Here is a 14,256-nt window from a genome sequence, read left to right as displayed (position 1 = left end):
CGCTACGCGCGGTGCCCCTTTTGTGGCTAAATCAGGTTGCCTGACTCTCGCCGGAAACTCCTACGAGTCGGCGTACACGACCAGGGGCTTCTGGGTAAACGGGTTGGCAATGATGCGCATCGACAGGCCAAATACCTCTTGCAAAGTCTGCTCATCCAGCTCGCCGGGGTCGGGTAAGGTAGTATGCACCTGTCCCTGCTTGATGAAGACAAGCTTATCGGCGTAGGCCAGAGCCAGGTTAATATCGTGCAGCACCGCTATTACAATGCTTTGCTGGCGGGAAAAGTCGCGGGCAATCTGCAGGAGCTGATGCTGATAGCGCAAATCGAGGCTGGATACGGGCTCATCGAGCAGCAGTACGCGGGTGCCGTGCCCGGGCGCTTCCCAGATTTGGGCCAGCACCCGGGCCATCTGCACCTTCTGGGCCTCCCCACCCGACAAGGTAGAATAGTCCCGGTCAGCAAAGTCACTCATGCCCAAATCGGCCAGGGCTTGCTGGGCAATGGCGTGGTCCCGCGCGGAGGGCGTGCGTTGAAAGTGCGGGTAGCGGCCCATCAGCACCACATCGGCCACGCTCAAGGGGAAAGCCAGTTGGATTTCCTGGGACAGCACCGCCCGGGACTTGGCCAACTCGGCCGTCGAAAACGTGCTCAGCGGCTGCTCGTGGTAGAGTACCTGCCCTGCCGAGGGCTGATACAACCCGGCCAGCAGGCGCAGCAGCGTGGTTTTGCCGGCCCCGTTGGGCCCCATGAGCACCGTAAACTCGCCGGGCCGGCACTCCACCGAAGCGTTGTGCAGCAGCATCTTGTCCTTGATTTGGAAGCTAACGTTATCGGCTCTAAGCATAAAATCCGCCCCGCTGGTTGAGTTGCTGATAATGGGAAAGCATCCACAAAAACACCGGCGCCCCGATAAAGGCCGTGAGTACGCCGATAGGCAGCTCGGCCGGGGCAATGATGGTGCGGGCCACCGTGTCGGAAATTATCATCAGAATGGCGCCCAGCAGGCTGGAGCCCAGAATCAGCAGGCGGTTGTCGGCCAGGCGGAGCAGCCGCAGCAGGTGGGGTACCACTAGGCCCACGAAGCCGATAACGCCCACTGTGGAAGTCGCCACGGCGACCAGCAACGTATTGAGCAGCAGGATGCGGGTTTGCAGCTGCCGGGTATTTATGCCCAGATACTGAGCCTCGTTTTCTCCGAGCTGCAAGGCATTCAGGGCCTTGGCAAAGCGCAAGGCCAGCCCCACTCCTACCACTGTCACCGTCAGCACCATATAGAACGAGGGCCAGTCGGCGCTGCTGAAGCTGCCCAGGTTCCAGAAGGTGATGGAGCGGGCTTGGGGTCGCGGGCAATGTAGGCCAGAAAGCCCGTGCCCCCGGCCGCCAGGGCATTGACGGCAATGCCGGCCAGCAGCATGGACGCCACCGTAACCCGGCCCTGCACCCGCGAGAGGCGGTACACCAGGCCTGTAGCCGCCAAAGCGCCTACAAAGGCCGCGGCGGGCAGTACGAAATGACCCAGAAACGTGGAATTAACCCCGCTCATCGAAGCGCCCAGCACAAACACAACGGCTGCACCCAAGGCTGCCCCGGCCGAGGTGCCAATCAGGCCCGGCTCCACGATGGGGTTGCGAAACAAGGCCTGCATCAGGGTGCCCGACACGGACAGGGCCGCGCCCACCACGGCGCAGAGCAGCACCCGCGGCAGCCGGATCTGGAAAAACACGCCCTCGTGCAGCATGGCCGTGGGGTCGGGCTTGCCGGCACTAAGGCTCAGGCTTTGCAGTACGAAGCCCCCAATTTCATCGAAGGTCAGCACCACCGCGCCCAGCCTTGCCGACACGATGATGCTTACCACCAGCAACGCCAGCAGCCCGCCGAAATACAGCCGCACCCGGCCCGCGCTCAGCCTCACAGCTTGGGAGCAGGCTGGTGAATCAATTCCATGAGCTTGAGCACGTTTTGACCCGTGCGCGGGCCCAGGTATACCATATCGTGCTCCTCAACGCGGTAGATGCGGTTGTTCTTGGCCGCCGGCGTGAGGGCCACCCCGGGCAGGGTCTTGAACTTTTCGAGCCCGCCCATCCGGTCGAAGCCGAAGTCGGTGGCCAGAATCACGTCGGGCTGGGCGGCGGCAATCAGCTCGGGGCTGATGGGCTTCATGCCTTCAGTAGCGTTGATGGAATTCACTCCGCCGGCCCACTGCAGCATCTGGGTGCCGGTGCTTTTTTGGCCCATAGCCAGGTAAATGTTCTTCTGCAGACCGTAGTGAATGATAACCACCTTCACGGGCTGGTCACCAAACTGCTTGCGTTTCGCGGCGGCCGTGGCCATGTCGGCCGTGAGCTGCCGGGCCAGGCTGTCGGCTACTTTCCGCTTGCCGAACCCGTCGCCGAGCTGCTGCAGGAGTTGGCAAGCCTCTTCGATGGTCTTGGTTTGCTTGAACTCCTTCACCGGAATGCCCACCTTCTGCAGCTGGGTCATCACGGCCTCTGGGGCCACGTTGCCATCCGAATACACCACCGTGGGCTTCAGCGACACGATGCCTTCGGAGTTGAGCAACCGATGGTAGCCCACGGTGGGCAACTTTTTGGCCTCAGCCGGATAGGTGCTGCTCAAATCCACGCCCACGAGCTTGTCGCCGGCGCCGAGGGCAAAAATCATTTCCGTGAGCTGCTTCGACACCGACACGATGCGCTCCTTGCCGGGCGCGTCGGCGGCGGTTTTATCTTCGTTGCGAAACCGGTTGCAGGCCACTGAGGCCAGCAACAGGGTTGCGTACAGGACTTTTTTCATTGATTGATGGTCGTAGGAACGTCATGTCGAGCCAACGCGAGACATCTCGCGTGCTGACGTTGTTGAAAAAGCACGTCATGCTGAGCGAAGTCAAAGCATCTCTCCCGTCACAGTAATTCTTGATTACCATTGCAAGCGAGATGCCTCAGTCCTGGCTTGATGCGCCACATGCTCAGCATGACGTTCTGGGGTCTAACCTTTAAAAAGTGTAGCTCAGGTTGGCGCCGCTGTACCAGTTGCGGGGCATACCGGGGTTATAGAAGGTTGGGGCCTTCACGGGCGTGGCCTGGTTCAAGGCAATGGACACGGCGTAGTGCTTGTCGGTGAGGTTGTCGAGGCCGGCAAATACGTCGTAGCTCAGGTGGCCAGCAATTTTACCGCGGGCCCCTACCTTGCTGTTAAACAGCCAGTAAGCAGCGGCAAAGCGGTTGTTGCTGTCGGCCATCGGCGTTTGGTCGGTGTACTGCGAGGTCAGGTTCAGGTACACGCCCACCTTGGTTTCGAGGTCAAGGCCGCCGGTAAAAAGGTTTTTGAACGTGCCGGGCACCTGCTTGCCACTGAAGTCATTGGCAGCCAGCTGGTAAGACTTGAACTCGGCATCGGTGTAAGTGTAGCTCACGAAGGGCCGCACCTGGGTCAGTAAGCCGGCTTTTTCGGCGTCCACGAGGTTGCCCGACAAGGCCACCTCCACGCCCTTGTACTCCGACTCGCCCGAGTTGACGAAGTAGGTCACCTTGTCGGCGTTGGTCTGCGACACCAGACCGTTTTTCACCTGCATGTGGAAGGCCGTCACGTCGTAGTTGAGCTTGTTGGCCAGAATGCTGCCGCGGGAACCCAGCTCGAAGTTGGCGTTGGTTTCGGGCTTGAGGTCGGGATTAATCGGGCCGGTCGACAACGAAATCTGGCTGCTGATGGGCGGCGAGAAGCCGGTGCTGTACTGGGCAAATACCGAGAACTGGTCGTTAAAGGTGTGAATCAAGGCTACGCGGGGCGTCACGACGGGCTTGAACTGCTTGTAGCCGGTCAGGCTCAGGGCGGGAGCCGTCTTGGGAATTAGGTCCTGAATGTCGTAGGTCACCACGTTGTAGCTGGCCCCCACGGTAAGAGTGGTGTGCTCGGTAATGGAAGCCTCGGCCTGGGCAAAGGTGTTGAGCTGAGTTGCGCGGATTTCCTGGTCGGAAGTCAGGGCCGTCGAGGCGCCCAGGGCCGTAATGCCGTAGCGCTTGTTGTTGTCCTGGTTGGAAATATACTCGGTGCCCAGGGCAAAGCGCGTCTGCAAACCACTCAGTTCGGGGGCGTAGGTAAACACGCTGCGCACGCCGCGCTTACCGCGCTGGGTGTGGGCGAAGCTCGGCTCCGCGGGGCTCAGCGCGTACGAGGTGCTCATAAACAAGCTCGTGGTGTTCACAAAGTTGCTGGTAAAGCGGTAGGTGTGGGTCAAACCCAGACGGGTGATTTCCGCGTCCACGCCCACGTCCTTGAGCTTATAGGCGGGCGCCAGCTTGGTATAGTTCGTAAAAAAGTCGGTGCTGTCCAGCTCTCCGGCGTAGTTGTCGTGCTGGTTCGTGTAGGTACCCAGCACACTCACCGTCTGCTTGTCGCTCACGTAAAAGTCGCCGGCTACGGTCACGAAGTCCTTGCGGCTGTTGGAGTGGTCGTCGCGGAAGCCGCGGGTTTCCTGGTGGCCGTAGTTTACCAGCAGGTTGACCTTATCGGTGCCGATACCGATGCCGGTGTTGGTCCGGAACAAACCGTACTTGCCCACCACGGTACCCAGATTAATGCTCGTACCGGGCGCGGCCTTGCGGGTCTGAAACGACACGACGCCGCCCAGGGTAGCGCCGTAAATGCTCGATGCCGGGCCTTTAATTACGTCCATGCGGCCAATGGTTGTGAAGTCCAGATCATCGAGCGAAGTCGTGCCATCCGCTTCCGACAGCGGAATCCCGTTCTGATACAGCTTGATGCCCCGGATGCTGAAGCGCCCGTAAGTGCTACCGATGCCGCGTATCACCAGGTTGGACTGCGAGGCGGCGCTGCGCACGTTCATCCGCACGCCGGGCACCTGGTTTAGGGTGTTCTGCAGAAAGATGGTGTTGTTGCGCTGCAGGTCCTTTTCCGTCACCACGCTCAGGGCCACAGGCGTTTCGAGCAGCTTTTTTTCGGTGGCGTAGCCCACCACCTGCACTTCGCTCAGTCCCGTGTTAGAGGGCTCCAGGGCAATGGTCAGGGAGCTGGCATTACTGGGCTTGATGGTAACATCCTGGGCCACGTAGCCCAGATACTGCACCTTCACGGTGCGCAGCTCTTCGGTGGAAGTCAGCTGAAAATGCCCGTCCTTATCGGTAGTGGCAGCCGTGGCCGTGCTGGCCGCTACCACGGCGCCTATCAGGGGCTGGCGGGTCTGCTGGTCGACGACGGTGCCCGCCGTGGTATACTGCGCAAAGGCGCCCGTGCTCAGGAAAAGTAAGCCCCACAGCAGGAGCATACGGGTTATAAGTGGTTTCATGAAATGCAAAGAGGTTGCGGCCCACCTGGGGCCAATGAGTTAGCACCCGCCGCTACACAAGCTGGCGGGGGTGGCCCGAGCTTTGGCCGGGGCAAGAAGTTGCCTGCCAGCAGCCAAGTCCGGGCTTACCAGGAAAATGAGGTTGGAGCCCACGCCTAGGCTACCCTGCTTTGGGGCAGCTCTAAAGGCAAGCAGCCTGTTGTTGCGCCCTAAGCTCAGAATAAGGCAGAGCTATACCGGCACTACCTAAAGGCGGTACAGGGTATACTCGCCCAGCGCAGGCGAAAAGGGGCCTTCAGGCCGTAGCCCGACCCGGCTCCGGTGGCGGCACTACCACGGCGGCTACCGGATGCAGCGTAGCTGCCCGCCAGGGCCGGTACTGTCGTAGGGGGTCCGGTAAAACTACTGCGGGTGCCTGCTGGGAAGGCGGAGGCAGAAAGGCCAGCTTAAACAGGTGGTCGAACAGCTTCTTGGCCGTTTTCCCAGCAGAGGCACTGGGGTGGGAAATCTGCTCGACGTGCTTTTGCAGCCCAGCCAGCAGCTTTTCCTCACCTTGGTCGTGCCAACAGAAATAGGTAATACTATCCGCGTCGGCGTGCTGGCGTACCACGTCGTAGAGCTTGCCGCGCCACCGAAACTCATGTTGCTCCTGCCACTGCAGTGCCGTGCCGGGGGCTTCGTGGCGGGCTACCCGAATTTGCACCAAAGCGTCATCGGGCAGCTGGGCCCGGCGCTGTTGCTCTGCCTGCTGCCGAAACTGGTGCTGCCGCCACGTATAAGCCGGGTAGAACCCTACCAGGTTGTAGACGAACAACAACAGGAGCACAAGAGAAGTAAGCTGCCTCAAGGAGCAAGAAAAGCGGTGATGTAAACAAAAATACCGCAAAAGCTTTCACTGCACCTAGCTTTATTTAATCTTATTTTAATATCCAATCCTCCCACTAGTAACGCCTTCTAAGGCCAGACTAGAGCGTAAAATATCAGCTGAGATTATCCAAGGACTACCTAAAAACACCTCCACCGGCCTCTAAAATCTATTTATTCGGCCTCAGAATTTTTTAACTTATTACGCATCAAGGACAAACAACAATAGAGTAATGCGCACAGGAAAACTTTGCGGCCTTTCTAACTCCGCGCCGGTGTAATTTTGCAGCTCATTAGTTCCGCAAGGTTATGCCCCCTGTTACTACCCCACTATGGATTGCCCGTGCTCAGCAGCTGCCCCAGCCTAATCAGCAAGTATTGGTATACGTTCCTACTTCCTGGCTGGAAATAACGGTAGCTACCTACAAGCCGACCAACGCCTCTAAATCGGCGCATATGTTTGTTACTCCGGATCCGCGCGGCGTCGACCGTTACGTAAAAGGCGTTACGCACTGGATGCCCTTGCCCGCCCCACCAGAGTTGACTAACCCAACCTAAGCTGCACTATATACGTATGCAGCCGGCGTGCCTTACCCAATACGCTATTGACTGACGTATTGGTCGCCGCACTGGAGTCTTGCTGCCACAAGCAGCTGCGGCATTTCTCGCACGAAAGCCCACTGGTCTGTTCAAGGTCTTTCTAAGACCAGAATGCCAGCAAAATTGTAATTTTAGCAGCAATTATTACCACAATACCAAGAAAGGTATAGTTACTGCCAATAATTCGGTCAATACAGTACCATAAGTGGCAAAAATAGTAGTGGAATCCGGTGTTTACTCCCCCTACCTTAGTATTATAGAACAAGGCACAAAAACACCGCTGTCTGGTTCTCGGGTTTGATAACCGTTGAGCTTAATTGGAGCCCCGTTATTCAACCTTCTTTAAAGAATAAATTCGTGGAGTAGCTACCTAGTAGAGGAGTTAGCCACGGCTTACTGATAAAGGATCGGACTGGCGTTGGGTGGGAATTTTCGCCGGTCACGATTCATTGAAAGGGCGTTCCGGGTGGGGCGCCTTTTTTTGTGCCCTTACTTTCCGGAACTGAGCCTAGCAAGAGGCTGACTTTATTTACTGTAACTCTGGGTTCCCTCCTACTGCTTGCTGCATGTAGCTAGAGCACGGCATCAGAAACAGAATTCACGCTGATGCGCCCGCCAATAGCACTGGAAACTGTCGTTGCCAACTGCAAGTACTCTTCCTAATCTACACCAAAGGTGAGGACTAACTCAACCGTAGTTTCGGCTGGCTTAAAAACAAACCGGCCGAATCAGTGGAACACCGATTCGGCCGACTACGAATTTTGGGATACCGATAGGTCAACTTGCTGAGTGGGAGAGCCGGTTGATTTCTCAGTAGTACTTGCCAGATGGGGTGGGGTTCATCCGGTAAACAGGGCGTGGGAATTTTAATTATCAGCCAGCCGGGGGGATTAGCTGGCTGATAACTGGGACAATATTAAGCAACAGGTTTTACAGTTGCACTATCATCGTATAAATTTTTAGTAAGTGCTTACTCACCTTTTAAGTAGCGCCTTGATTTACAATAATTTACTACTGACTCTAAAAATCACAAAATTAATGACCCTATCCCAGAAAAGGTCGGGCTGGGGTACGATGGTAACCCCAGGACAGACTCTTACCATAATTTTGAGCCAATCCAAGAAACAGCACCAATCAGGGTAGAAGATCAGGGATTAATAAGTGTCCGCTTTGCCTGGGCAGGAATACACCGGTTAGCTTCAGTTCCCGACCGGAAGGGCATATGGGCAGCACTTAGCCTTGTGCTACCTCCAGCGGAGAAGATACTCCAGCCCGCTTCTCCTGAGCCATGAGCAGCAGATACACGCCGCCCGACACGAAGAAGCCGACAAACCAGGCGTAGTAGTAGAGGGCAACCAGGGCGGGCCAAAGGGTTTGCTTGTCGACCGCGCCGACGGCGGCCAGAAAGCCCGGAATATTGGGCAGAATACCAACGACAAGTGCCGCTAGGGCCCGCAGGTTATAGCCCTGCCGGTAGGTATACTGGCCCTGGTACTGGTACAGCTCAGGCACATTGAGGTACTCTTTGCGCAGCAGGTAGTAGTCGGCCAGCATGATGCCGCCAATGGGCCCGAGCAGGCCCGAATAGCCCACCAGCCAGGTGAAAATATAGCCTGAAGGGTCGGCAATGAGCTTCCAGGGAAAAATCAGCAAACCCAGCACGCCGGTAATGTAGCCCCCAGTTTTAAACGAAATCCGCTCGGGCGACACGTTGGCAAAGTCGTTGGCCGGACTCACGATGTTGGCCGCAATGTTGGTTGCCAATGTCGAGAGGGCCACGGCCAGCATGGCCACGCTCACCAGCAGCTTGCTGTCAAACTTGCCGGCCAGCACGACCGGGTCCCAGATGGTTTTGCCGTAAATCACGAAGGTAGCCGAGGTGACGACCACGCCCACAAAAGAGAAAACCGTCATGGAAGATGGTAAGCCTAGGGCCTGCCCCAGCAGCTGGGCCCGCTGACTAACGGCGTAGCGGGTGAAATCGGGAATGTTCAAGGACAGCGTGGCCCAAAAGCCCACCATACCAGTCAGGGAGGGAAAGAAGAACGCCCAAAAAGCTGCGCTGGAAGCAAATTTGGACGGTTGAGCCAGAATCGGACCCAGCCCATGGCCGGCCGAAATGGCCCACCACAGCAGGGCCAGGGCGGCAACCGGCAGAAAAAACGCCTTGAACACCAGCAGCTTGCGGATGCTTTCCACCCCGAGGTGTACCACGTACATATTGAGCAGCCAGAACAGCACAAACGTGATGGCTGGTCCCGTGGCCAGGGCCCAGGAAGTTGGAAACACGGCCGGCAATGTAGCCAGTCCTGGCAGCCAGAGCACACCCATCTGATACAGTGCGTAACCCCCAATCCAGGTCTGAATGCCAAACCAGCCGCAGGCAATCAGGGCCCGGAGCAGAGCCGGCACGTTGGCCCCACGCACGCCAAAGCTAGCCCGGGCCAGCACCGGAAACGGAATGCCATACTTGGCGCCCGCCCGGCCATTGAGCAGCATGGGCACCAGCACGATGGAGTTGCCCAGAAAGATGGTCAGCAGCGCCTGCCACCAGTTCATACCGCCCTCAATCAGGGAGCTGGCCAGCATGTAGGTCGGGATGCACAGGCTCATGCTGATCCAGAGGGCAGCGTAGTTGCCGGTACCCCAGCTACGCTCCGTTGGGGCAATAGGGGCCAGATCTTCACTGCTGAGGCCCGGGTCAGCAGTCCGGACGGCACTGGGTAGAGGTGCAGGCATAAGGGTACGGTTAGGCAAAAAGAGAAAACGCTACGCCCTCCTCCACCCAAGCCTGCGGGCCGCCGCCGCAACTGCACCGCGACCTTCCAGCCCGCCTAGAAGACAGACGTATTTGACTCCTTAAAGCTAGAAGAATTAGGCACTTAACCGCCTTTTATCCTCCCTTTTGCAGCTCCCCGATAACACAGTTTAGAAACCAATACGCGTCGAGTTCCTTCCGACTTAAGGCCTAGAAAGCTACCCGGAAGGACGTGGCTCGGCAACCGCCCCCCATTTAGCTACTAACCCGATTTCCGGCACGACTCCTAAGTAGCCAGGCGCTGACAAGCAGCCGCGCCCGAATAGTAGCTACCAAAGCAACAGGCCTTAGCACCGGGCAAGAAAACGGAAGTGAAACTGCTACGGGACAAAGGTGCTGGTATAGCTCCGGGCTACCAGTTCGGGCTCCGTTTGGCGTACGGAGGAAGTGCGAACCAGCAACTCAGGTCGCAAGGCCACCTGCCGGGGCGTAAATGGGGCTCCACCCGCGTCGATTACCTCCAGCAGCAGCCGCACGGCGGCCTGGCCCATTTCCTCGCAGCGCTGGTCGATGGTGGTCATGGCCGGCTCAGTGATAAGCGTGAAGGTCTCGTTGCTGAAGCCAGTAATAGCCATGTCCTGGGGCACGCGCAGGCCCTGACGCCGGGCTTCCTGCATGGCTCCGAGGGCGCTGTAGTCGCCGGCGGCAAACACGGCGTCGGGCGGCTCGGGCAAGGTCAGCAGCTGGCGCATGGCCGTGGAGCCCTGCTCCTGGCTCATGTCGGCGTAGTGAATCAGCTGCTCATCCTCGGCAATGCCGGCTTCTCGAAGCGCGTCGAGGTAGCCCTGGCGGCGGTTTTTGTAGATATTCAGGTGCTGGGGACCGGCCAGGTGGGCAATACGGCGGCAGCCTTGGCTTAGCAGGTGGCGGGTGGAAAGGTAGCCCCCCTCCTGGTCGTTGAGCACCACGGCATTCACGTTGTCACCCTCCACAATCCGGTCGAAAAACACCAGCGGCAAGCCCCGGCTGCGTACTTTCTCGAAGTGGCGCACGTCGAGGGTTGTGCGCGACAACGACACCAGGATGCCCGCGACCTGGGCGCTGAGCAAGATTTCGAGGTTGCGCCGCTCCTGGGCTACGTCCTCGTTCGACTGGCAGATAATCACGTTGTAGCCTGCTTTGCTAGCCGCCGTTTCGATACCGTGCACTACCGACGGGAAAAAGCGGCCTTCGATATAGGGCACGATAATACCGATGAGCTGGCTTTTGCCTTTGCGCAGGGCTGAGGCCAGGCGGTTGGGCTGGTAGTTATACTTTTTGGCCAGCTTGAGCACCTTCTGCTTCATGGCTGGCCCAATGCTGTGATGGTCGCTCAGGGCCCGCGAAATTGTCGTCATCGACACGCCCAGCTCCCGGGCAAGGTCGGCCATCGACACGGGACTAGAGGAAATTGGGGCCGGGGCTTGTTTTTTTCGGGGCGCCATAGAGGGAATAGACTACACAATGCTTTGTGTAAAGATAGTATTATATAGTATCCGGCAATACAAAACCGGCCTTAGCGGGTACTATTCCATAATTTTGGGTTGGTAAAACGACTTATCAACTCAAGGCTGAGCGAAGACAAACCCCAGCAGTACCAGTAAATTTTAGCGGCAAAGACGAGCATGTTGCGTTTTTCTTTTTACTTTACACAATCGATTGTGCCAGTTGTTTAGTCGTCCTCACCTAACCTGCGCGGCTGGCTTGGCAAAACCGGCTTTTTCTATGTCCTTCTGATCTGGCCTTTTCAGGGCCCGGAATTCCTTTCGCTCACTTCATCTTCTTCTATGCCCACCTTTTCCCCCACCCGATTTGTGCAGTTAGCTAGCAGCGCGGCCCTGTGCACGCTGAGCCTGGCTCCGGCCCTAGCCCAAACCAAGCCGACGGCGGCTAATACCATTACCGTGCAGGTCAACAAGCCCGGAGCACCCATCGCCAAAACGATGTACGGCCTGTTTTTCGAAGACATCAACTTCGCCGCCGACGGGGGCCTCTACCCCGAGCTGGTCAAGAACAAGTCGTTTGAGATTCCCGGGCAACACTTTATTGGCTGGAACGCTATTCGCGGGGCAGCGGCCCTGGAAACCTACACGGTCAGCAGCGAAAAGCCGATTAGCGCCACCAACAACCACTTTGTGCGCCTCACGGCCAAAACGGCCAGCCCCGACGCGGGCCTGATCAACGAAGGGTTCCGGGGCATGGGTATCAAGCAGAATGCGGAATATACTTTCTCCGTGTACCTGCGCCGCGGCCTGGGCAGTGTGAGCGGCCTGAACGTGACCCTGGAAGAGGAAGGTGGCCGCGGTGCCGGCCCGGAAGTAAGCCCCTCGGGCCGGGTGCTGGCCCAAACCAAGATTACGGGCCTCACCGCCGACTGGAAGAAGTATACCGTGGTTCTCAAGTCGGCGGGGACGGCGGCCAAGGCCCGGCTCAAGCTGACCCTGGACGGGGCCGGCACGCTGGACATGGACGTGGTAACGCTGTTTCCGAAAGACACCTGGAACAAGCGCGAAAACGGCCTGCGCACCGACCTGGTGCAGCTGCTCAAGGACATGAACCCGGGTTTTCTGCGCTTTCCCGGCGGCTGCATCGTGGAGGGCCGCACCCTGACGGAGCGCTACCAGTGGAAGGAAACCATCGGCGACGTGGCCTCCCGCGTGCCGCTGGTGAACCGCTGGAACATGGAGTTCCGCCACCGCTCCACCCCGGACTATTATCAGTCGTTTGGCCTGGGCTTTTTCGAGTATTTCCAGCTTTCCGAGGACATTGGGGCCGAGCCCGTGCCGATTCTGAACGTGGGCATGGCCTGCCAGTTCAACTCCTCGGAGCTGGCCCCCATAACCACGGCTGCCGGCGGACCGAGCGTGAATGAGGTGCCGGCCCATAATCACGCCGATGACGACCCCACGCTGGAAACCTTTATTCAGGACGCCCTGGACCTGGTGGAATTTGCCAACGGTCCGGCCAGCAGCCCCTGGGGCGCCAAGCGCGTGGCCATGGGCCACCCGAAGCCTTTCGACCTGAAGTATATCGGTATCGGCAACGAGCAGTGGGGCCCGCAGTACCTGGAGCGCTACGAGCCGTTTGCTAAGGCCCTGAAAGCCAAGTATCCGGGCATCAACATCGTGTCCAGCGTAGGCCCCAGCCCCGACGGGGACTTGTTTGACAAAGCCACCAAGCGCCTGCGCGAACTGAAGGCCGAGGTGATTGATGAGCACTACTACGCCAGTCCGGAGTGGTTCCGCAAAAACGTGGGCCGCTACGACAACTACCCCACCACCGGCTCCAAGATTTTTGCCGGCGAGTACGCGGCCCAGAGCGTGGGCATTGCTAGCCCCGACAACAAAAACAGCTGGGACTGCGCCCTTTCGGAAGCGGCCTTTATGACGGGGCTGGAGCGCAACGCCGACAAAGTGATTATGGCCTCCTACGCCCCGCTGTTCGCCCACGTCGACGCCTGGCAGTGGACGCCGGACATGATTTGGTTCGACAACCTGCGCGCTTACGGGACGCCCAACTACTACGTGCAGAAAATGTACTCCACCAACCCCGGCACCACCATGCTGCCGGTGCAGCGCGCCGATAACGGCCAAAACGGGCAGGACAACCTGTTCAGCAGCGCCGTGGCCGACGACAAAACCGGGGAAATTGTGGTGAAGCTGATCAACTACTCCCCTGAGGCCCGGCCCGTGGCCATCAACCTGCAGGGCGTGAAAAAGCTGGGCAAAACCGGCAAGGCTACTGTGCTGGCTAGCAATGACCTGAACGCCGTGAATACCCTGGACCAGCCCCTGAACGTGGCTCCCAAGGACGAGTCGTTCAAGGTAAGTTCGGCCAACCTGACTTACACGCTGGCCCCGAATTCATTCACGGTGCTGCGCATTCCCGGCAAGCGCTAAGCCTTGGCAGTCATGACAATCAACACCTTAGCCCGCCTGATTTGCCTGCTGCTGACCCCGGCACTGCTGCCAACGGCGGCGCAGGCCCAGGCCCGGCCCGAACCCGTGGCCGGCAACCCGATTATCAAAGACAAATACACGGCCGACCCGGCCGCGCTGGTGCACAAGGGCACGGTGTACCTGTACGCTGGCCACGATGAAGCTCCGGCCCGGCAGGAGCGCTACGTGATGCACGAGTGGCTTTGCTACTCCTCCCAGGACATGGTGACCTGGAAAGAGCACCCTTCCCCGCTCAACGTCAAGGCTTTTGCCTGGGCCAAGGACGACGCCTGGGCCTCGCAGGTGATAGAGCGGAACGGTAAGTTTTACTGGTATGCCGCCGTGGAGCACGGTTCCATTCCCGGCAAAGCCATTGGCGTGGCGGTGTCCGACAGCCCCACTGGTCCGTTTAAAGACGCCCGGGGCTCGGCCTTGATTACCAACGACATGACCACCGAGGCCAAAATCAGCTGGGACGATATTGACCCCACGGTGATTGTCGACGAGAAAGGCCAGGCCTACCTGTACTGGGGCAACACGATTTGCTACTGGGCCAAGCTCAAGCCCAATATGACCGAACTGGACGGGCCCATCAACAAGGTGACCACGCTGCCCAAGTTCACGGAGGCGCCGTGGGTGCACAAGCGCGGCAACTGGTATTACCTGAGCTACGCCTACCAGTTTCCCGAGAAAATTGCCTACGCCATGAGCCGCAGCATCGAGGGCCGTGGGAGTTCAAGGGCATTTTAAACG

The 14,256-nt window shown here is 58.5% G+C and carries 11 protein-coding genes; 3 read left to right on the top strand and 8 right to left on the bottom strand.

Going from position 1 to position 14,256, the window contains the following annotated elements; all coding sequences use genetic code 11:
- Positions 1-60: 60 nt before the first annotated feature.
- From MUN79_RS15995 to MUN79_RS15975, 6 genes are all read right to left on the bottom strand, one after another.
- The gene (locus tag MUN79_RS15995) at positions 61-846 is read right to left on the bottom strand and encodes a heme ABC transporter ATP-binding protein (protein ID WP_244673677.1); all 786 of its coding nucleotides are present in this window, start codon (positions 844-846) and stop codon (positions 61-63) included.
- Positions 839-1,312: a FecCD family ABC transporter permease gene (locus MUN79_RS32380; protein WP_262923067.1), complete on the bottom strand. Its 474-nt coding sequence runs from the start codon at positions 1,310-1,312 to the stop codon at positions 839-841. The genes MUN79_RS15995 and MUN79_RS32380 overlap by 8 nt, the downstream gene beginning before the upstream one ends.
- Positions 1,264-1,914, bottom strand: coding sequence for an iron chelate uptake ABC transporter family permease subunit (locus tag MUN79_RS32375; protein ID WP_262922879.1), 651 nt, complete (start codon positions 1,912-1,914; stop codon positions 1,264-1,266). The genes MUN79_RS32380 and MUN79_RS32375 overlap by 49 nt, the downstream gene beginning before the upstream one ends.
- Positions 1,911-2,795, bottom strand: a complete 885-nt coding sequence (locus tag MUN79_RS15985) for a heme/hemin ABC transporter substrate-binding protein (protein ID WP_244673676.1) — start codon at positions 2,793-2,795, stop codon at positions 1,911-1,913. Before MUN79_RS15985 ends, MUN79_RS32375 begins: the two co-directional genes overlap by 4 nt.
- 199 nt (positions 2,796-2,994) lie before the next feature.
- A complete protein-coding gene (locus tag MUN79_RS15980) occupies positions 2,995-5,304 on the bottom strand; it encodes a TonB-dependent receptor (RefSeq protein ID WP_244673675.1) in 2,310 nt (769 codons plus the stop codon).
- 295 nt (positions 5,305-5,599) lie between these two features.
- A complete protein-coding gene (locus MUN79_RS15975; RefSeq protein ID WP_244673674.1) occupies positions 5,600-6,130 on the bottom strand; it encodes a hypothetical protein in 531 nt (176 codons plus the stop codon).
- Positions 6,131-6,477: 347 nt separating this feature from the next.
- On the opposite strand from MUN79_RS15975, the gene MUN79_RS15970 reads away from it, so the two are divergent.
- Positions 6,478-6,726 (top strand): DUF551 domain-containing protein, encoded by a 249-nt coding sequence (locus MUN79_RS15970; RefSeq protein WP_244673673.1) that lies wholly within the window; start codon positions 6,478-6,480, stop codon positions 6,724-6,726.
- A 1,275-nt stretch (positions 6,727-8,001) separates the two neighbouring features.
- Here MUN79_RS15970 and MUN79_RS15965 read toward each other — a convergent pair.
- Positions 8,002-9,507, bottom strand: a complete 1,506-nt coding sequence (locus MUN79_RS15965; protein ID WP_244673672.1) for an NCS1 family nucleobase:cation symporter-1 — start codon at positions 9,505-9,507, stop codon at positions 8,002-8,004.
- Between the two features lie 399 nt (positions 9,508-9,906).
- Positions 9,907-10,956: a LacI family DNA-binding transcriptional regulator gene (locus MUN79_RS15960; RefSeq protein ID WP_244673671.1), complete on the bottom strand. Its 1,050-nt coding sequence runs from the start codon at positions 10,954-10,956 to the stop codon at positions 9,907-9,909.
- 396 nt (positions 10,957-11,352) lie between these two features.
- Here MUN79_RS15960 and MUN79_RS15955 point away from each other — a divergent pair, with 396 nt between their 5' ends.
- Together MUN79_RS15955 and MUN79_RS15950 are read left to right on the top strand one after the other, a co-directional pair.
- A complete protein-coding gene (locus MUN79_RS15955; protein WP_244673670.1) occupies positions 11,353-13,464 on the top strand; it encodes an alpha-L-arabinofuranosidase family protein in 2,112 nt (703 codons plus the stop codon).
- A 12-nt stretch (positions 13,465-13,476) separates the two neighbouring features.
- Positions 13,477-14,253: a glycoside hydrolase family 43 protein gene (locus MUN79_RS15950; RefSeq protein WP_244673669.1), complete on the top strand. Its 777-nt coding sequence runs from the start codon at positions 13,477-13,479 to the stop codon at positions 14,251-14,253.
- Positions 14,254-14,256 lie beyond the last annotated feature (3 nt).

This window comes from Hymenobacter cellulosilyticus, assembly GCF_022919215.1.
In the GTDB taxonomy this organism is placed as follows: domain Bacteria; phylum Bacteroidota; class Bacteroidia; order Cytophagales; family Hymenobacteraceae; genus Hymenobacter; species Hymenobacter cellulosilyticus.
This window is presented reverse-complemented; position numbering and strand designations above follow the sequence as displayed.